This is a genomic window from Sphingomonas horti, assembly GCF_009753715.1.
GTDB lineage: Bacteria > Pseudomonadota > Alphaproteobacteria > Sphingomonadales > Sphingomonadaceae > Sphingomonas_B > Sphingomonas_B horti.
This window is the reverse complement of record NZ_WQMS01000014.1, coordinates 1-17,966: the sequence shown is the minus strand read 5'-3', so window position 1 is coordinate 17,966 and position 17,966 is coordinate 1. Positions and strand designations below refer to the sequence as shown.

Genomic DNA, 17,966 nt, shown 5'->3' with positions numbered 1-17,966 from the left:
GAAAAAGAAGGGCGCGAGGCGCGGTCATCTGCGGCGTGGTTAGCCGCTCCCGGTCAGCGATGTCTAGGCCGAAGCGTCGAACAGCCGATCGATCGGGCCGGTCGGCAGGATCCACATCATCGCGACGCCGGCCGCGCAGGCGATGCCCAGCCACGGCGTCACCAGCGCCAGCGGTATGCCGAGCAGGTAGACGCCGGTGCTGAGCAGGCCCTTGCGCAGCGACTGGCGGTGATAGGCGCGCGCAGCCTCGCTTTGCCGGCCGCTGCAGCGGACGATCCGCTGCACCCAGGCATAGCTGACCGAGGGCAGCAGCAGGGTTAGAAGGTACAGGATCGTCGCGCCGCGCGCGAAATGATGCTCGCCCAGATAGGAGGTCGAGAAGGGGATCAGCGACAGGGTGAACAGCAGCAGCATATTCGACCAGAGCAGGCCGTTCGAGACGCGCGTCGCGTGCGCGAACAGGCGATGATGGTTCACCCAGTAGATCGCGACATAGGCGTAGCTCAGCACATAGGCGACGAAGACCGGCCACAGGCCCCAGAGCTGCTCCATCCGCTCGGAAATCGGCGCGTGCAGCTCCAGCACCATGATCGTGATGATGATCGCGATCACGCCATCTGAGAAGGCTTCGATCCGGCCGACGCCGGCGCGGCCTTCCCCTTCCTCCGCGGTCATTTCTGGAAGGCGGCGGCGATCTCGAGCGCGACTTCGTCGGACACGAGCGGGATGCCCATCGTCACGCCGAAATCGCTGCGCTTAATCTTGCCGGTCGCGCGGAAGCCGACATTTTCCTGCCCGCCCATCTCCGCCGGCATCTTGCCCGCGCCGTAGAAGCTGGCGTCGAGCGTGACCGGGCGGGTGACGCCGTTCAGCGTCAGGTTGCCGGTGATCTTCGCCTTCTGGCCGCTCGCGACGACGCTGGTGGAGACGAAGCGCGCATCGGCGGGGTTGGGGCCGAAGAAGTCAGGCTTGCTGCCGTCCTTGCCGGCGCGGAGCAGATGGTCGGTCAGGCCGGCGCTCGCGGTCGTCACTTTCGAGACGGGGATGGTGACGTCGACCTTGGCTGCGTTCGGGTTCTTCGGATCGAGCACCAGCGTGCCCGTCACGCTGCCGAAAATGCCGGTATAGGGCGTGAACCCCAGGTGATCGACGGTCCACATGACGAGCGTGTGGTCGGGATCGGCCTTGTAGGTGCCGCCCGTCACCGCTGCGGGATTGGCCGAGCCCGGTTTCGACATGGGCCCTTGGGCGACGGCAATGGTCGATGCGAGCGCCAGAGCGGCGACATAGGCAAGGCGCATGGGTTCTCTCCTCGTCACCCCGGCCCCTTCGACAGGCTCAGGACAGGCTTGAGCCGGGGTCCACCTCACTTCTTGAAGAAGGTGGATGCCGGATCAAGTCCGGCATGACGAGAGGAATCAATTCTTCTCCTTGTCGACCAATTTGTTGGCGCCGATCCAGGGCATCATCGCGCGGAGCTCGGCGCCGACCTTCTCGATCGGGTGGGCGGCGGCGCGCTTGCGGGCGGCTTTCAGCTCGGGTTGGCCGGCGCGGTTCTCGGTCACGAAGCGGCTGACGAAACGGCCGGCCTGGATATCGTCCAACACGCGCTTCATCTCGCGCTTGGTCTCGTCGGTGATGATGCGCGGACCCGACGTGATGTCGCCATATTCGGCGGTGTTCGAGATCGAGTAGCGCATGTTCGCGATGCCGCCTTCGTACATCAGGTCGACGATCAATTTCACTTCGTGCAGGCACTCGAAATAGGCCATTTCGGGCGCGTAGCCGGCCTCCACCAGCGTTTCGAAGCCGGCGGTGATCAGGTGGGTCAGGCCGCCGCACAGCACGGCCTGCTCGCCGAACAGGTCGGTCTCGCATTCCTCCCGGAAATTGGTCTCGATCACGCCGGAGCGGCCGCCGCCGATTGCCGAGGCATAAGCGAGGCAGAGGTCGTGCGCGTTGCCGGACGCGTCCTGGTGCACCGCCATCAGGCACGGTACGCCGCCACCACGCAGATATTCGGAGCGGACGGTATGGCCTGGGCCCTTGGGCGCGATCATGATCACGTCGAGGTCCGCGCGCGGCTCGATCAGGCCGAAATGGATGTTGAGCCCGTGGGCGAAGGCGAGGGCGGCGCCTTGCTTCATGTTCGGCGCGAGGTCTTCCGCGTAGATCGCGGCCTGGTGCTCGTCGGGCGCGAGCATCATGATCAGGTCTGCCCATTTCGCGGCCTCGGCGTTGCCGAGGACCTTGAAGCCGGCGGCTTCGGCCTTCCTGGCGGTCGCCGAGCCGGGGCGGAGCGCAACCGCAACGTCGGTGACGCCCGAATCCCTGAGGTTCAGCGCATGGGCGTGGCCCTGGCTGCCATAGCCCAGCACCGCGACCTTGCGGCTCTTGATCAGGCCGAGATCGGCGTCCCGGTCGTAATAAACGCGCATTCTTCATTTCCTCCCTGTGCTCCGGCGAAGGCCGGAGCCATGCGTTACTGGGCTTCGGCCCTCGCCGGAGCACGATCAGTCTTCGTTACACCGCCTCCCGCCCGCGGGCGATGGCGGCGACGCCGGTGCGGGCGACCTCGACCAGCCCGACTTCGCGCATCAGGCCGACGAAGGTGTCGACCTTCTCCGACGCGCCGGTGACTTCGAACACGAAGCTGCCGGTCGTCGCGTCGACCACGCGGGCGCGGTACACGTCGGCGAGGCGAAGCGCCTCGATTCGGTGGTCGCCGACGCCTGCCACCTTCACCAGCGCCAACTCGCGTTCCACGTGCGGGCCAAGCGCGGTCAGGTCGGCGACCTTGTGCACCGGCACCAGCCGGTCGAGCTGGGCGATGATCTGATCGATGTTCGCCTGCGCGCCCGAAGTGACGATGGTGATGCGGCTGATGCTCTCGTCCGCCGTCACGTCGGCGACGGTCAGGCTTTCGATATTGTAGCCGCGCGCGGAGAACATGCCTGCGATCCGGGCGAGGATGCCGGCTTCGTTGTCGACGGTGACGGAGAGCGTGTGCCGCTCGGCGGGAGCAGGGTGGATGTGCATGGCCTAAGCTCCTCCCCGCGGCGGTCTGCGCCCGCCGCGCCCCTCCACCGCCTTCGGCAGTCCCCCTCCCCAAGCGAGCTTGGGGAGGACTTTCGAATGTTCCCCCATCACACCAGCGCCTTTGCTTCGTCGGCCATGGTGCCGGAGACCTGGTCGGCCTGGAGGATCATCTCCGTGTGCGCGGCGCCGGACGGGATCATCGGGAGGCAATTGGCAAGTTTGGCAACCCGGCAGTCGACCAGCACCGGGCCGGGCGTGTCGAGCATCGTCGCGATGCCGCCGTCGAGCTCGTCGGGGCGCTCGATGCGCAGGCCGGTCCAGCCATAGGCCTCGGCGAGCCGCACGAAATCGGGCAGCGCCGCCGAATAGCTTTCCGCATGACGGCCGTCATAGGTCAGGTCCTGCCACTGGCGGACCATGCCCATATATTCGTTGTTCAGGATGAAGACCTTGACCGGCAGCCGGTACTGGGTCGCGGTCGCCAGCTCCTGGATGTTCATCTGGATCGAGGCTTCGCCGGCAATGTCGATCACCAGCGCGCGGGGATTGCCGATCTGCGCGCCGATGGCGGCGGGCAGGCCATAACCCATCGTGCCGAGCCCGCCCGAGGTCAGCCAGCGATTCGGCCGCTCGAAGCCGAAATGCTGCGCCGCCCACATCTGGTGCTGGCCGACCTCCGTGGTGACGATCGGCTTGCGGGCCTTGCTGGCTTCGTAGAGGGCGCGGATGGCGCGCTGGGGCATGATTTCGCCTCCGTCCTCGGGGAAGTCGAGACAGTCCTTCGCGCGCCATTCGGCGATCCGCCGCCACCAGGCGGAGAGGTCGTTCTTCTGGTGGCCGCGGGCCTTCCAGATGCGGACCATGTCCTCCAGCGTGCGGCCGACATCGCCGACGATGCCGAGGTCGACGCGCACCGTCTTGTTGATCGACGAGCGGTCGATATCGACGTGGATCTTCTTCGATCGCGGGCTGAACGCGTCGAGCCGGCCGGTGACGCGGTCGTCGAACCGGGCGCCGAGGCAGACCATCAGGTCCGCGTCGTGCATCGCCATGTTCGCTTCGTAGGTGCCGTGCATGCCGAGCATGCCGAGCCATTGGCCGGACGAGGCGGGAAAGGCGCCGAGGCCCATCAGCGTTGAGGTGACCGGCGCGCCGGTGGCGCGCGCGAGCTCGTGCAGCAGCATGCTCGCGCACGGGCCCGAGTTGATGACGCCGCCTCCGGTGTAGAGGATCGGCCGTTCCGCGGCCGCGAGCATCTCGACCGCGGCTTCGACCAGACCCTGCTCCGGCTTCACCTGGGGCCGGTAGGTCTTGTGCCGGATCGTGCCGGGCGCGCGGTAGGCCGCGGTCGCGACCTGCACGTCCTTGGGGATATCGATAACGACCGGGCCGGGACGGCCGGACGTGGCGATGTGGAAGGCCTCATGCACGACCGCGCCAAGCTGGGCCGGGTCCTTCACCAGGTAATTATGCTTGGTGCAGTGGCGGGTGATGCCGATCGTGTCCGCCTCCTGGAACGCGTCGGTGCCGATCAGGTGCGTGGCGACCTGGCCGGTGATCACGACCATCGGGATCGAATCGAGCAGCGCGTCGGTGATGCCGGTCACGGCGTTGGTCGCGCCGGGGCCCGAGGTGACCAGCACGACCCCCGGCTTGCCGGTCGAGCGGGCATAGCCTTCGGCCGCGTGAGTGGCCGCCTGCTCGTGGCGGACAAGGATGTGCTTGATGCGGTTCTGCCGGAACAGCGCGTCGTAGATCGGCAGCACCGCGCCGCCCGGATAGCCGAAGACGTGATCGACGCCGAGGTCGCACAGCGCCTGGACCAGGATATCGGCTCCGCTCAATTCTTGGGGCATTGACATCAACCTTGCTGGGCGGAGGTCTCCGGAGACACGAACACGCGATTTCCGGAGCTCCCGCGTAATTTTCTAACCTGCTCGGGCAATGAAAAAGGCCGCCCGGAGAACCGAGCGGCCTGCATGTGGCCATAGGCTCCGGACGGCGGATCAGGGAATAATAATAAGGCTCCGTACGGAGAGAATGCGCGCGCGCACGACCGCGGCGCCAGCGGCGCTGCGAAGGTCGCGAAGGAGGACGGCGCGAGTCATTGTGCCTTGCGTAGCAGCAACTTTGTTAAAGGCAAACCAGCTTTTCGGATATTTTTCCACCTCAGCCGATCAGCTGCTTGCCCAGCCGCTCCATCAGGTACGGCGTCAGCGGGTCTTCGATGCGAGGCCATTCTTCCGGCGCCTGGTGGCGGAACCAGGTATATTGGCGCTTGGCGTATTGGCGGGTCGCGAGGCGGCCGGCGTCTACCATTTCGCCGCGGGTCATCTCGCCGTGCAGCCAGGCCGAGATTTCGCGCACGCCGATCGCGCGCATCACCGGCAGCTCCGGGTCGAGGCGGCGCATCAGCAGCCGCTCGACCTCGTCGATCGCGCCGCTTTCGACCATGCCCAGGAAGCGCGCGTCGCTGCGGCGAACGAGCCAGTCGCGCGGCGGCACCAGGATCACCGCCCGCAGCGCCATCAGCGAGGCAATGCCGCCGGTGCGGCGCTGATGCCAATAGCCGAGCGGATGGCCGGTCGAGCGGACCACTTCGAGCGCGCGCTGCACGCGCGTCGTATCGGCAGGGGCGAGGCGGGCGGCACTCTCGGGGTCTTCCTGGCGAAGCGCGATATGGGCGGCGTCGACCGCCATGCCGCGCACCGCGGCGCGGACGGCGGGCTCGATCTCCGGGATCGGGGCGATGCCGTTCAGCAGCGTGCGGATATAAAGGCCGGTGCCGCCGACCAGCACCGGCAGGCGGCCGGCCTCATGCGCCCTGGCGATCTCGGCGCGGGCGTCGGCGGCCCAGCGCGCGGCGGAGCAGGCCTCGGCGCCGTCGATATAGCCGAACAGCCGGTGCGGCGCCTCCGCCATGTCGAGCTCGTCGGGGCGCGCCGAGAGGATGCGCAGGTCGCGATAGACCTGGGCGGAATCGGCATTGATGATCGTCACGTCCGCATGGCCGGCGAGGTCGAGGGCAAGGCCGCTCTTGCCGCTCGCAGTCGGCCCTGCGATGAGCGCCAGCGGCGGGAGGTCGGGCGTGTTCATCGCAACAATCGTAGCAGCGGAAGAGTTAACGGAGCAGTCACTTCCGACGCTGCCCGGCACGCGCAAGGTAGAAGCGGTCGAGCCGGGCGTGTGGCGGGTCTGGTTCGAGGGAGACCCGGTGGCGGCGCGGCGCACGCTGGAGGCGCTGCCGGCCGACATCTTCGTGCGCGATGCCGCCGCGCCGGCGCCGCGGCTGCTGGTCGCCGACATGGATTCGACGATGATCACCGTCGAGTGCATCGACGAACTGGCCGACTATGCCGGCGTGAAGCCGCAGGTCGCCGAGGTCACCGAGCGGGCGATGCGCGGCGAGCTGGATTTCGCCGGATCGCTGCGCGCGCGGGTCAAGCTGCTGGCCGGACTGGAGGCGAGCGTGCTGGCGCGCTGCCATGACGAGCGCGTCCGGATCACCCCGGGTGCGCCCACGCTGGTGCAGACGCTGCGGGCGCGTGGCGTGCGGACAATGCTGGTGTCGGGCGGCTTCACATTCTTTGCCGAGCGCGTTGCGGCGGATATCGGTTTCGACGCCTGTCGCGCCAACCTTCTCGGGATCGGCGGGGGGCGGCTGGACGGCACGGTCGCCGAGCCGGTCCTCGGCGCCGATGCCAAGCGCGCCGCGCTGCTGGGGGAAGGCATCGATCCGGCGGCGGCGATCGCGATCGGCGACGGTGCCAACGACGTGCCGATGCTGGAGGCGGCGGGCTTCGCGGTCGCCTATCACGCAAAGCCGGCGGCGGTAGCGGCAGCGGATGCGGCGGTGCGCTATGGCGACCTGACCGCCATCTTACACGGATTGGGCGTGCCGCGAGGCGAGTGGGTTGGCTCCCCTCGCTGAAAGGGCGGGAGACTAGGAGCTCATGTCCAGCGGCTCACCCCTGAACGCGTCGATCGCTTCGAACAGGGCGGTCAAAGCGGCGCGCTCCTCGGGGTCGATTTCCGGGCGCCAGATTTCGAACAGCAGCACCACGCGCCGGGACGTGCCGTCGTTCCAGGCCTCGTGTTCGACTGAATCGTCGAAAATGAGGAGCTTGCCTTCCTCCCACTGCCGGACTTCGTTGCCGACGCGGAAGCGGCAGCCGTCCGGCACGATCAGCGGCAGGTGGCAGATCAGCCGCGTGTTGATCAGGCCGTTGTGGGCGAAGATGTGAGTGCCGGGCTTCAGCAGCGAGAACAGCGCCATCGGGGAGCGGCCGCGGATCACCGGCTGTGGGGCGTGCTTCAATGCAGCGATGGTGTTCGGGCACATTGACGCGTTCGGCTCGACCGGGGCGCCGTTCAGCAGGTGGAACGCGCCCCAATCGCGGTTGGCGACCAGGTAATGCGCCTTGTTCGGCCGCGACGGGTCATCCTCGACATAAGGCGGGAAATCGTGGGTCTGCGCCAGCACGGCGTCGAGCTCCGCGCGGATCGCCGCTGTCTCTGCCTCGATCGCCGGTACCCAGTCGAAGCCCTCGCGCTCGTAGAACTGAATCTGTGGCAAGCCTGGGAAATAGAAGCTGGTCGGCTGCTGGAGATAGAGCGTCTTTTCGCCGCTCGCGATCGCCAGCGCGTCGCGGACGCGCGGACGCAGGCTCGTGAACCCGGCTTTCTCCAGCGCCTGGTCCAGATGCGCGCGATAATCGCCCTGGCCGCGCTGGAGCTCGGCGGCGGCGCGCTGCACCTCGGCGGCGAGATTGGGTGGCAGGTTGGGCGTGTTCTGGGCAGCGCCGACAGCCACCCGGTAGAAGCTGTGCGCCGCGCGCAGGTCGCCGCGCCGGCCCATCACATCGCCCTTCATGATCAGCCCGCGCAGGTGGCGCGGCTGCTCGGCCAGCAGCCGGTCGAGCGCGGCCAGCTCGGCATCCTCGTCGCGCTCCAGCCGGCAGGCCTGGGCGATCAGCAGCCAGGGCGGGGCCACGCCGTTTCCGGCCGCCGCGACCTGCTCGAACAGGCGCCGCGCCGTCGCTCCGTCGCCGCGCTGCATCGCGGCGACGCCTTCCCGCACCAATCGATCCGCATCCTGGGCATTCAGCATGGCGCGATGGTTAGCCCGGCTGCGGCGCCGGCGCCACCGCGCTTAACCACATCTTAGAGTCTGGCGTGCCACTTCGTGCCCCGAACACCACACCCCGAAGGGATCCTATGCGCGTACTCGCAATGGCATCGCAGAAGGGCGGATCGGGCAAGACGACCCTTTCCGGCCATCTCGCCGTGCAGGCCCAGCTGGCGGGCGCAGGCCCGGTCGTGCTGATCGATATCGACCCGCAGGGCTCGCTCGCCGATTGGTGGAACGAGCGCGAGGCGGAATTGCCGGCGTTCGCGCAGACCACGGTCGCGCGCCTCGCCAGCGACCTCGACATCCTCAGGCAGCAAGGCTTCAAGCTCGCCGTCATCGACACGCCGCCGGCGATCACCATGGCAATCCAGAGCGTGATCGCGGTGGCCGAGCTGATCGTGATCCCGACACGGCCGAGCCCGCACGACCTGCGCGCGGTCGGCGCCACCGTCGATCTGTGCGACCGCGCCGGCAAGTCGCTGATGTTCGTCGTCAACGCCGCCACGCCCAAGGCCAAGATCACGGCCGAAGCCGCGGTCGCGCTGTCGCAGCATGGCACCGTCGCCCCCGTCACGATCCACCAGCGCACCGATTTCGCGGCCTCGATGATCGACGGCCGCACGGTCATGGAAGTCGATCCCAAGGGTAAGTCCGCCCAGGAGGTCGCCGGGCTGTGGAGCTACATCTCCGACCGGCTCGAGAAGAATTTCCGCCGCACCGTGTTCAGCGTCCCCGGCGCCGGCGCCGCCGGCGCACAGCGCCAGGCGGGCGGCTTCGGCCGCCGCGTCGTCGGCCAGTAAGGGGGGCGGAGATGGAAGCAAAGCCGTTCGCTTCGCTCAGCTCGTCGCTGCTCGCGCGCAAGGGGCAGGCCAAGCCCGCGATGCGCCCGCAAGGGTTCAACGGGTTCGGGACGCCTCAGGAAGACCTGGGCTGGAACGACATGGGCTTCGATGCCCCGCGGCCGGCGCCCGCGGATGCACCCCCGGTCGTCCGCCAGCAGGAAGAACTGGCGACGCACTTCGCAGCGCCGGCACCGGCAAAGCCCGCCGCCAAGGCGCGCACGCCGCGCGTCGCCAGCGTCCGCAACGGCCACAAGGCGGCGTTCACGCTGCGGCTGGACGAGGAGCGGCACCTGCGCCTGCGCCTCGCCTCGGCGCTGCAGCGGCGGTCGTCGCAGCGGCTGGTGACCGAAGCGCTCGATGCGCTGCTGAACGCGATGCCGGGGCTCGACGAGATGGTCGCCAAGGCCGGGCGCAACCTGGGGAAAGGCAATGCGTAAACTGTCGGCGCTGCGGCTTGCCGCCGCTTCGGTGATCGTGCTGTCGGCCGCCGCGCACGCGGCCGAGATCAGCGACGCGGCCAAGGCCGCACTGCGTTCCGAAAAGGCACTCGACAAGAACAAGCCGCAGACCGCCGTGTCCGAAGCCGAGGACGCAGTCGCGGCGGCACCGCGCGACCCTTCGTACCGGATGCTGCTCGGCCGCGCCTATCTGCAGAGCGGCCGGTTCCATTCGGCCGCCGCGAGCTTCGCGGAGGCGCTGGAGCTGGATCCGTCGAACGGCAGCGCAGCGCTGAACCTGGCTCTGGCGCGGATCGGCGCTGGCGACCGTGATGGCGCCCGGTCTGTGCTGGGCGAGCATGGCCGCACGATCGGGGCCGGCGACCGCGGGCTCGCGCTCGCGCTCGCGGGCGATCCGCCCGCTGGCGTCGCGCTGCTCGAATCGGCAGTGCGGAGCGGCCAGGCCGATGCCAAGACCCGCCAGAACCTGGCGCTCGCCTACGCGCTTTCCGGGCGCTGGGCCGAGGCCAAGGTCATGGCGTCGTACGACCTTTCGCCGCAGCTGGTCACGCAGCGGATGCTGCAATGGTCCCAGTTCGCGCTGGACCTGAACCCGACCGCCCAGGTGGCATCGCTGCTGGGCGTGCAGCCGCACGACGATGCCGGCCGGCCGGAGCGGCTCGCGCTGCACGCGGCCCCGCAAGCACCGGTGCAGATGGCAGAAGCGGCTCCGCCGCCGCCGCTGCCGCTTGCCGTCGCCGACCTGCCGGCGGTCGAGACCTCTGCCGTTGCCGTTCCCTCGGCGAACGTGCCGCAGGTCGAGACCGTCGCCGCGGAAGCGAAATCATTGTTCACGCCGCCGGTTCAAGTCGTGCATTTCGCGCCCCGCTCCGAAATCGTGCAGGCGATCGCCGGGCCGAGGCCCGCCATGGCTGCGCCCAAGCCTGCGCCGCGCGTCCAGCGCGCCGTGTTCGTGCAGCCGCAGGGCGGCCGCTACGTCGTCCAGATCGGCGCCTATGACAGCGTCGGCGTGGCCGAGGACGCGTGGGGCCGCTTCGCGCGGCGCCTGCCGGCATTCCGCGACCTCACCCCGTCGACGGCGGTGTTCGTCAAGGATTCGCGGACCTTCTATCGCCTGTCGGTCGGCGGGTTCGCGACGCGGGCGACGGCGGTCAGCTTCTGCGAGACCTTCCGCACCCGCGGCGGCAGCTGCTTCGTCCGCGAACAGGCGGGCGACGCTCCGCTGCAATGGGCGGCGCGCGGCGGCGCGGTGAAGTTCGCGGCGCGGTAACTCCCCTCCTGCTTGCGGGAGGGGAACGCTTAGGCGATCTCCCGTCCGTCCTTGAACAGGCGGAGCACGCGACCCTGGACCGGCAATTTGTCGAACGGCGTGTTGCCGGCGGCGGCGCGCATCCGGCCGGAATCGACTCGCCAGGGCGCATCCTGATCGACCAGGATCAGGTCGGCGGGCGCCCCGGGTTCGAGCCGGCCGCCTTCGAGGCCGAGCAGCCGCGACGGATTTGCGGCAATAAGCTCGAACAGCCGTTCGAGGGCGATCACTCCGTCGCGGACCAGATTGAGCGACAGTGCCAGCAAGGTTTCCGCGCCGGCCGCACCCGCGGCCGAGTCGGCGAAAGGCAGGCGCTTGTCCTCGGGCCCGCGCGGATCGTGGCCGGATGCGATCACGTCGATCGTGCCGTCGCGCACCGCCTCCAGGGCGGCGTGGCGATCTGCCTCGCTCCTCAGCGGGGGCGACAGATGCGCGAACGTGCGGAAGTCCGACACTGCGAGGTCCGACAGCAGCAGGTGAGCGGGCGTGATGCCGCAGGTGACCGGCAGCCCCCGGACCTTGGCAGCGCGGATCAGATCGAATCCGGCCGCGGTCGTGACCTGGCGGACGTGCAGGCGCGCGCCGCTGATCTCAGCCAGCGCCAGATCGCGGGCGATCGCCATCGCCTCGGCTTCGGCGGGCGCGGCGGGCAGGCCGAGCCGGGTCGCCGTCTCCCCGGCCGTCGCGACTGCGCTGCCCGTCAGGCCACTGTCCTCGGCATGTGAAACGACGGTCAGGTCGAAGGCCGCAGCATAGCGCATCACGCGGAGCATCACGCCCGAATCGGCGATCCAGCGGCGGCCGGTCGCGACCGCCTTCGCGCCCGCCGCCTGCATCAAGCCGAACTCGGCCAACTCCTCGCCCTTCAATCCGCGCGTGGCGGCGGCGAGCGGGTGGACCCAGATGTCGGGCTTGCCCGAATAGGCGGCGCGCTGGATCAGGCCGGGATCGTCAAGCGGCGGCGACTGGTCCGGCATCAGCGCGGCGCGGACGATGCCGCCGAAGCGGAACGCCGGCCCGTCGACCCGGAACACGCCCAGATCGACGATGCCGGGGGCGAGCAGCTTGCCCTGGCCGTCGATCGTCTCGGCGCCGGCCGGTATGTCGCCGCCGATCGCGGCGATCCGCTCGCCGCCGATCATGACGTTCGCCGACCCGCCATCGGGCAAATGCACGTTGGTGAAGGCTTTCATGCCCAGCCCTCCACACCGCGGCGCCTGCGGGTCAGAACGTCCAGGCAGGCCATGCGGACCGCGACGCCCATTTCGACCTGCTCGGTGATCGCCGAACGGTCGGGATCGTCGGCGATGGCGGAAGCGATCTCGACGCCGCGGTTCATCGGCCCCGGATGCATCACCAGCGCGTCGGGCGCGGCGCGGGCCAGCCGTTCGGGCGTCAGGCCCCAAAACGCGTGATATTCGCGTAGGCTCGGCACGAAGCCGCCGGTCATCCGCTCCATCTGGAGGCGCAGCATCATCACCACGTCGGCGCCGTCCAGCCCGGCGTCGAAATCGGTGAAGGTCGCGACCCCCAATTGCTCGATCCCGGCCGGGATGAGGGTCGGCGGGCCGACCACGCGGACGTCGGCGCCCAGCGACGTCAGGCACAGGATGTTCGATCGCGCGACGCGGCTGTGCAGCACGTCGCCGCAGATCGCGACGGTCAGGCCATGGACGCGACCCTTGCGCCGGCGGATCGTCAGCGCGTCGAGCAGCGCCTGGGTCGGGTGTTCGTGGCGGCCGTCGCCCGCGTTCAGCACCGGGCAGTCGACCTTGTCGGCGATCAGCCGCACCGCGCCCGAGCTGGCGTGGCGGATCACGAGCATATCGGCGCGCATCGCGTTCAGCGTCATCGCCGTGTCGATCAGCGTCTCGCCCTTCTTCACGCTCGACTGCGCGGCGTGCATGTTGACGACGTCGGCGCCGAGCCGTTTGCCGGCGATCTCGAAGCTCAACAGCGTGCGCGTCGAATTCTCGAAAAAGGCATTGATCAGCGTCAGGCCGCGCAAGCGGTCGTCATGCTTGGAGGTGGCGCGATTCAGCTCCACCCATTGTTCCGCCTCGTCGAGCAGAAAGCCGATCTCGTGCGGCTGAAGCCCCGCAATCCCGAGCAGATGGCGGTGAGGGAACATGCGTGCGTCGGACATTAAAGCGGCTTCCTAATGGCGAATTCGTCCGCCGTCACCCGCGTCAATCATTCCTGCCCTCAAATGAACAAGCCGCTCCGAATCGGTTCAGGCGGGGTCGGGCAAAAGCCGATTCGCGAGATCAAAAAAAGGAGACGATCATGCGCAAGCTGATGATGGCCCTGGCAGTGGCCGGCACCGCGGTTCCCGCGATCGAGGCACCCGCCAACGCCCGCCCGCACTACAGCCACAGTCGCACCTATCATGCGAGCGACCGCTATTATCGCTGCAGCCGCGGCAACGGCACGACCGGCCTGATCCTGGGCGGCGCGATCGGCGCACTGCTGGGCCGCGCGGTCGATGGCGGCCGCGATCATACGCTCGGCACCGTGGTCGGCGCTGCCGGCGGTGCGCTGCTCGGCCGCGAGGTCCAGCGCAACCAGCAGTCGCGCCGCTGCTACCGCTGATCGGTCAAGGGAGGAGAAGAGCCATGCGTAAGTTGATTCTGAGTGCCGCGATGGCGGCAGTTGCGGTCCCGGTGCCGGCCCTGGCGGACCCGCCGCCCTGGGCGCCGGCGCATGGCCGCCGCGCCCATGACCGCGACGCCCGCCAATATTATCACGGGCAATATTATTCGGGGCCGGTGTGGCAGGGCCGCGATGGCCGGGTCTATTGCCGCCGCTCCAACGGCACCACCGGACTGATCATCGGCGCGGCCGGCGGCGCCCTGCTGGGCCGCGCGATCGACACCCATGGCGAGCGGACCACCGGCACGGTGCTCGGCGCCGCCGTGGGCGCCCTGCTGGGCCGTGAGGCGACCCGCAAGGTGCGGTGCCGATAGTCTGGAGCCGATAGCCAGGGCCGTTCGTATCGAGCGAAGTCGAGATACGCTTCTCGACTTCGCTCGAAGCGAACGGTTCTTGTCATCCGCCGGGTTACGCCGCCTCTAATTCCTTCTTCTGGTGAACCACTTCGTCCGCCAGCTTGCCGCTGATTTCCTGCAGGTGGTCGAACTCGGCACTGTAGGTGGCGAGGCCTTGGCTCAGCGAGCGGAGCTCCGCATCGAGCCCCCGCAGCGACGCTTCCGGCATCAGCGCCTCGATCCGGTCCCAGCGATTCCAGCCGACGCGCGGCTCCATCCCCAGCATCTGTCCGCGCCGCGACGAGATCGCCGACGTCACGCGCGAGGTTGCCGCATTGGGTGCGGTGATCGTCACTTTGACGATCGGCTCCAGCAGATAGGGCGCGGCGGCGGCCAGGGCCTCGCTCATCGCGATCCGCCCGGCGGTGCGGAAGGCGAGCTCGGAGCTGTCGACCGAGTGGAAGCTGCCGTCGGTCAGCGTCACCGCCACGTCCACCACCGGGAAGCCAAGCGGTCCTTTCTCCATCGCGTCCCTGATCCCGGCCTCGACTGCCGGGATATATTGGCGCGGAATCGCGCCGCCGGTGATCTTGTCCTCGAACACGAAGCCGGATCCGCGCGGCAGCGGCCTCAGCTCGATCACGCAATCGCCATATTGGCCATGGCCGCCCGACTGCTTCTTGTGCCGCCCGCGCTGGGTCACTGTCTTGCGGATCGATTCCTTGTAGCCGATCGTCGCGGGCCTTGAGGTCACGTCGACGCCGTAGCGGCGCTTCAGCCGGGCGAGCACCACGTTCAGATGCTCGTCGCCCACGCCCTTCAGCAGCGTCTCGTGGTGCACTTCGTCCTGTTCCCAGGTCAGCGAGCCGTCCTCCTCGGTCAGCTTGTGCAGCGCGGTCGAGAGCTTGACGTCGTCATTGCGGTTCCGGGGCGCGATGGCGACGACATGATTGGTCGCGATGCGCTCGATCGCCGGGGCGGGCGGGGCCTCGCCCTTGGCCGTCAGCCATTCGCCGGCCTGGACGCCCTCCAGCTTCGCGATCGCGATCACGTCGCCGGCCTCGGCGCGGGAGACCTTGCTGGTCTTGTCGCCCTGAAGCTTCAGCAGCGTGCCGACGCGCGTGCCATTCAGCTCGGCGCCTTCCTGCAGCGCGCCGCCGAAAACGCGGGCGAGCGCAAGCCGACCGATCTGGTTGCCGTTGGAGACCTTGAACACCAAGGCGCAGGCGCCGTCCGCGCCGAGCCGCTCCGCCGCCCGCTCGGGCGCCGGCGCCTCGTGGCGCAGCGCTTTCAGCAGCCGCCGTACGCCGAAGCCGTTCTGCGCCGATCCGAACATCACCGGCACGCCCAGATTGTCGCCGGTCTCACGGGCGAGATCGGACAGCACTGTCTTCTGGTCAGGAGTCTCGTCCATCAGCAATTGCTCGAGCAGAGCGTCGTCATGATCGGCGAGCTGCTCCAGCAGATGCATCCGGTCGGCGATCTCGCGATCCATCAGCTCGGCCGGAATCTCGGTCCGCTCGGAAGGCTTGCCGGGCACGTAATGGAACGCACGCTCCAGCCCGACATCGACGAAGCCGGTGATCCGGTCGCCTTCCCAGATCGGGATGTGCCGGGCGAGCAGAGGCTTGGCGGAAAGCGGCTGCAGCGCCTCCAGCAGGTCGCGCAGCCGGCCGCGCGCCTGGTCGATCTTATTGACGAAGATGATGTGCGGAATGTCCATCGCTTCGAGCTGGCGCAGCGCCGGCTCGGCGAGCTGGGCGCGGTCCTGCTCCGGATCGATCACGACCACGGCCAGGTCGCAGGCGGCGACGCCGAGCGCCCCGTCGGCGACGAAGCCGACCGATCCGGGCGAATCGACGAGCGCGAACCGGTCGCCCAGATAATCGAAATGCATCAGGTTGAGCTCGGTCGAGCCGCGGCGGGCCCGGGCTTCGGGCGAGGAATCGCCGACGCAGCTGCCAGCATCGACGCTGCCCTGGCGTCCGATCGCCTCGCTGCAAAAAAGAAGGGCCTCGGCAAGGCTGGTCTTGCCAGCTCCGCCGGGCCCGACAAGCGCGATCGCGCGCGTGCCATCCGATCTACCAGGCATGATCGTCTCCTTCGTCTGCCGCGCGGCAGACCCACGAAGGAGACGCGGGCCTGCGCGCGTCTGTGAGTCGAAGCGGGGATGGTCGGCCTGTGGATTGTTCGGGTCAAGGGGCGATCGTCAGCGCGCCTCCAGCCAGTCGATCAGCGCCGCTCGGCTCGCCGCATCGGCCAGTCCCGGAAAGCCCATCTCGGTGCCCGGCACCACTCGCTCCGGCGCGGCGATGAAACGGTCGAGCAGCTCCTGCGTCCAGCGCGGATTGGCGGCCGCGAAGCGGCGCAGCGCGGGCGAGTAATTATAGGCCTTTTCCGCAGCGACCGGGCGCCCGACGACGCGATACAGAGTCGGCGCGGCGGCGGTGTTGGCGCCGGCCTCCAGCGCATGGCAGGCGGTGCATTTGCGGGCCAGCGCCGCGCCGTCGGGCGCCGCCGCCATCGCCGCCAGCAGCAGGATCACCGCGCGCGCATGTCCACGACCATGATCCGGTCGAGGCCGGATTCGGGCAAATAGATCAGGCCGTCCGCGCCCAGTATCTGCCGCACGTTCGCATTCTCGCCGCTGCCGGGAAAGCGGCGCCATTGCTCGATCGCCGGATCGAAGGACAACACAGCGTTGGCGCCGAAATCGCTGATCCAGACCGTGTCGCGCCCGTCGACATAGACGGCATAGACGCGCGGCCGCTCGCCCGCCGGCTTCCAGCTTTTCCACGTGCCCGTCGACGGCGTGTAGCGGGTCAGCTGTCCGCCATTCCATTCCGAAATCCACAGATGGCCCTTGCTGTCGGCCCAGACGCGCCGCGCGCCCTGCTCCGCGGTCGGGGGCTCGACGATCGTCGGCGCGCCGGTGTCGAGGTCGACCTTGGCCACATGGCTGCCGGCCAGCGACACATACCATATCTGCCCGTCCGGGGTGGCGGCAATGCCATAGGGCCCGCGCCCTTCCGGATCGCGCCATACGTCCATCTTGCCCGTCTTCGGGTCGAGCCGGCCATAGACGCCCGCCTGGCCGGTGAACCAGATGCGTCCGCGCCCGTCGAAGGCGGCGGTGTTCAGGTTCGAATCGGGGAAATCGGCGGGTAGCGGCCAGCTCTGCACGGCCTTGGTCTTAGGATCGTAGCGGACAATCGCGTTCAGCCCGCCGTCGGTGATCCAGGCCGCGCCGTCCGGCCCCTGGATCACGCCGTGCGGCGCCGATCCGTCGCCCAGCGGCACTTCCTCGATCCGGCCGGTCTTCGGGTCCAGGGTGCCGAGCTTGCCGGTGCGCTGCGCGGTGTACCAGATGCGGCCATCCGGCGCGGGCGCCACGTCGTGCAGGCGGCTGCCGGCAGGCACGTCGAACACCCGGACATTGCCGGACTGAGCGGTGACGGGCGCCGGCTGCGCACAGGCCGGCACTGCGACACCGGCGACGAGGAGCAGGGCAGGGACGACGAAGCGGGTCATGCGATCCTCCTTTGGCTTCCACCCTAGCCGTTCGGCCCGCGCGAAGGAACATTGGGATTGCCGCGAGCAAGCCGCTGCGCGATGCTCGCGCCATGACCGCGCCGATCGAACTGGACCTGCCCCACAAGCTTGGCCGCGCCGCCGCCCGCGCCCGGATCGAGCACGGCATCGGCCGGCTCGCGAGCTTCATCCCCGGCGGAACCGTCAGCGAGCACCGCTGGGACGGCGACACGCTGAGCTTTTCGGTCGAGGCCATGGGCCAGCGCGTCGCCAGCCGCCTGACCGTGTTCGATGACAAGGTCCACGCGGTGTTCGACCTGCCGCCGATGCTGTCGATGCTCGCCGGCCCGATCCGGGCGATGCTGGCGAAGGAAGGGCCGAAGCTGCTGGAGTAGGGGAGAGGGGCTGATGTCCGAAAGAGGTGGTTTGCGGACCAATCACCTCTCCCCTAGGGAGAGGTCGAGTCAGCGCTTGCGCTGACCGGGTGAGGGGTTGGACCTCTCCACGAAGTCCTGGTCCCCTCACCCCGCTCGCGCTGAAGCGCGAATCGCCCTCTCCCTATGGGAGAGGGGCTGCTAAGGGTCGTTAGAGCGTTTTCAGCTTAGGTAGCGGCATAGCCACAGTTGCGGAGATAGTTTGCGCATTCGGCTGGCGGGAAGCGGTCGAGGA

The 17,966-nt window shown here is 68.8% G+C and carries 19 protein-coding genes; 7 read left to right on the top strand and 12 right to left on the bottom strand.

Features of this window, described 5'->3' with window-relative positions; genetic code table 11:
• Positions 1-63 precede the first annotated feature (63 nt).
• The 6 genes from GON01_RS11765 to miaA all read right to left on the bottom strand — a co-directional run bounded on the left by GON01_RS11765 (position 64) and on the right by miaA (position 6,135).
• A complete protein-coding gene (locus GON01_RS11765; protein WP_157027579.1) occupies positions 64-675 on the bottom strand; it encodes a TMEM175 family protein in 612 nt (203 codons plus the stop codon).
• Positions 672-1,301 carry a YceI family protein gene (locus GON01_RS11760; protein ID WP_157027578.1) on the bottom strand — a complete coding sequence of 210 codons (630 nt, stop codon included), beginning with the start codon at positions 1,299-1,301 and terminating at the stop codon, positions 672-674. Before GON01_RS11760 ends, GON01_RS11765 begins: the two co-directional genes overlap by 4 nt.
• 117 nt (positions 1,302-1,418) lie before the next feature.
• Positions 1,419-2,438, bottom strand: coding sequence for a ketol-acid reductoisomerase (gene ilvC, locus GON01_RS11755; protein WP_157027577.1), 1,020 nt, complete (start codon positions 2,436-2,438; stop codon positions 1,419-1,421).
• Between the two features lie 85 nt (positions 2,439-2,523).
• Positions 2,524-3,039, bottom strand: a complete 516-nt coding sequence (gene ilvN, locus GON01_RS11750) for an acetolactate synthase small subunit (RefSeq protein ID WP_157027576.1) — start codon at positions 3,037-3,039, stop codon at positions 2,524-2,526.
• 107 nt (positions 3,040-3,146) lie between these two features.
• Complete coding sequence (locus tag GON01_RS11745) at positions 3,147-4,895, bottom strand: acetolactate synthase 3 large subunit (RefSeq protein ID WP_157027575.1); 1,749 nt, start codon at positions 4,893-4,895, stop codon at positions 3,147-3,149.
• Between the two features lie 313 nt (positions 4,896-5,208).
• On the bottom strand, positions 5,209-6,135 hold the full coding sequence (miaA, locus tag GON01_RS11740) for a tRNA (adenosine(37)-N6)-dimethylallyltransferase MiaA (RefSeq protein ID WP_157027574.1): 927 nt from the start codon (positions 6,133-6,135) through the stop codon (positions 5,209-5,211).
• Here miaA and serB point away from each other — a divergent pair.
• A complete protein-coding gene (gene serB / locus GON01_RS11735) occupies positions 6,128-6,970 on the top strand; it encodes a phosphoserine phosphatase SerB (protein ID WP_309503186.1) in 843 nt (280 codons plus the stop codon). The genes miaA and serB overlap by 8 nt on opposite strands.
• Positions 6,971-6,982: 12 nt before the next feature.
• Here serB and GON01_RS11730 read toward each other — a convergent pair whose 3' ends face one another.
• Positions 6,983-8,149 carry an aspartyl/asparaginyl beta-hydroxylase domain-containing protein gene (locus GON01_RS11730; RefSeq protein ID WP_157027572.1) on the bottom strand — a complete coding sequence of 389 codons (1,167 nt, stop codon included), beginning with the start codon at positions 8,147-8,149 and terminating at the stop codon, positions 6,983-6,985.
• Between the two features lie 107 nt (positions 8,150-8,256).
• Between GON01_RS11730 and GON01_RS11725 the strand changes: the two genes are divergently transcribed.
• The 3 genes from GON01_RS11725 to GON01_RS11715 are packed head-to-tail and all read left to right on the top strand — an operon-like array spanning position 8,257 to position 10,740.
• Positions 8,257-8,970, top strand: coding sequence for a ParA family protein (locus GON01_RS11725; protein WP_157027571.1), 714 nt, complete (start codon positions 8,257-8,259; stop codon positions 8,968-8,970).
• 11 nt (positions 8,971-8,981) lie between these two features.
• The gene (locus tag GON01_RS11720; RefSeq protein ID WP_157027570.1) at positions 8,982-9,449 is read left to right on the top strand and encodes a hypothetical protein; all 468 of its coding nucleotides are present in this window, start codon (positions 8,982-8,984) and stop codon (positions 9,447-9,449) included.
• Positions 9,442-10,740 (top strand): SPOR domain-containing protein, encoded by a 1,299-nt coding sequence (locus GON01_RS11715; protein ID WP_157027569.1) that lies wholly within the window; start codon positions 9,442-9,444, stop codon positions 10,738-10,740. The genes GON01_RS11720 and GON01_RS11715 overlap by 8 nt, the downstream gene beginning before the upstream one ends.
• 29 nt (positions 10,741-10,769) lie before the next feature.
• On the opposite strand, the gene GON01_RS11710 is transcribed toward GON01_RS11715, so the two are convergent.
• Both GON01_RS11710 and GON01_RS11705 read right to left on the bottom strand, forming a co-directional pair.
• On the bottom strand, positions 10,770-11,972 hold the full coding sequence (locus tag GON01_RS11710) for a dihydroorotase (RefSeq protein ID WP_157027568.1): 1,203 nt from the start codon (positions 11,970-11,972) through the stop codon (positions 10,770-10,772).
• Complete coding sequence (locus GON01_RS11705; protein ID WP_157027567.1) at positions 11,969-12,925, bottom strand: aspartate carbamoyltransferase catalytic subunit; 957 nt, start codon at positions 12,923-12,925, stop codon at positions 11,969-11,971. Before GON01_RS11705 ends, GON01_RS11710 begins: the two co-directional genes overlap by 4 nt.
• A gap of 140 nt (positions 12,926-13,065) precedes the next feature.
• Here GON01_RS11705 and GON01_RS11700 point away from each other — a divergent pair, with 140 nt between their 5' ends.
• Together GON01_RS11700 and GON01_RS11695 are read left to right on the top strand one after the other, a co-directional pair.
• The gene (locus tag GON01_RS11700; protein WP_157027566.1) at positions 13,066-13,371 is read left to right on the top strand and encodes a glycine zipper 2TM domain-containing protein; all 306 of its coding nucleotides are present in this window, start codon (positions 13,066-13,068) and stop codon (positions 13,369-13,371) included.
• Positions 13,372-13,394: 23 nt separating this feature from the next.
• Positions 13,395-13,745 carry a glycine zipper 2TM domain-containing protein gene (locus tag GON01_RS11695; protein ID WP_157027565.1) on the top strand — a complete coding sequence of 117 codons (351 nt, stop codon included), beginning with the start codon at positions 13,395-13,397 and terminating at the stop codon, positions 13,743-13,745.
• 94 nt (positions 13,746-13,839) lie between these two features.
• Here GON01_RS11695 and GON01_RS11690 read toward each other — a convergent pair whose 3' ends face one another.
• The 3 genes from GON01_RS11690 to GON01_RS11680 form a co-directional block, all read right to left on the bottom strand.
• Entirely contained in the window at positions 13,840-15,858 is a 2,019-nt protein-coding gene (locus tag GON01_RS11690; protein WP_157027564.1) for an elongation factor G, read from the bottom strand.
• Between the two features lie 117 nt (positions 15,859-15,975).
• Positions 15,976-16,311, bottom strand: coding sequence for a c-type cytochrome (locus GON01_RS11685; RefSeq protein WP_157027563.1), 336 nt, complete (start codon positions 16,309-16,311; stop codon positions 15,976-15,978).
• Complete coding sequence (locus GON01_RS11680) at positions 16,308-17,297, bottom strand: Vgb family protein (RefSeq protein ID WP_157027562.1); 990 nt, start codon at positions 17,295-17,297, stop codon at positions 16,308-16,310. The genes GON01_RS11685 and GON01_RS11680 overlap by 4 nt, the downstream gene beginning before the upstream one ends.
• Before the next feature lie 92 nt (positions 17,298-17,389).
• Between GON01_RS11680 and GON01_RS11675 the strand changes: the two genes are divergently transcribed.
• Complete coding sequence (locus tag GON01_RS11675) at positions 17,390-17,692, top strand: polyhydroxyalkanoic acid system family protein (protein WP_157027561.1); 303 nt, start codon at positions 17,390-17,392, stop codon at positions 17,690-17,692.
• Positions 17,693-17,966 lie beyond the last annotated feature (274 nt).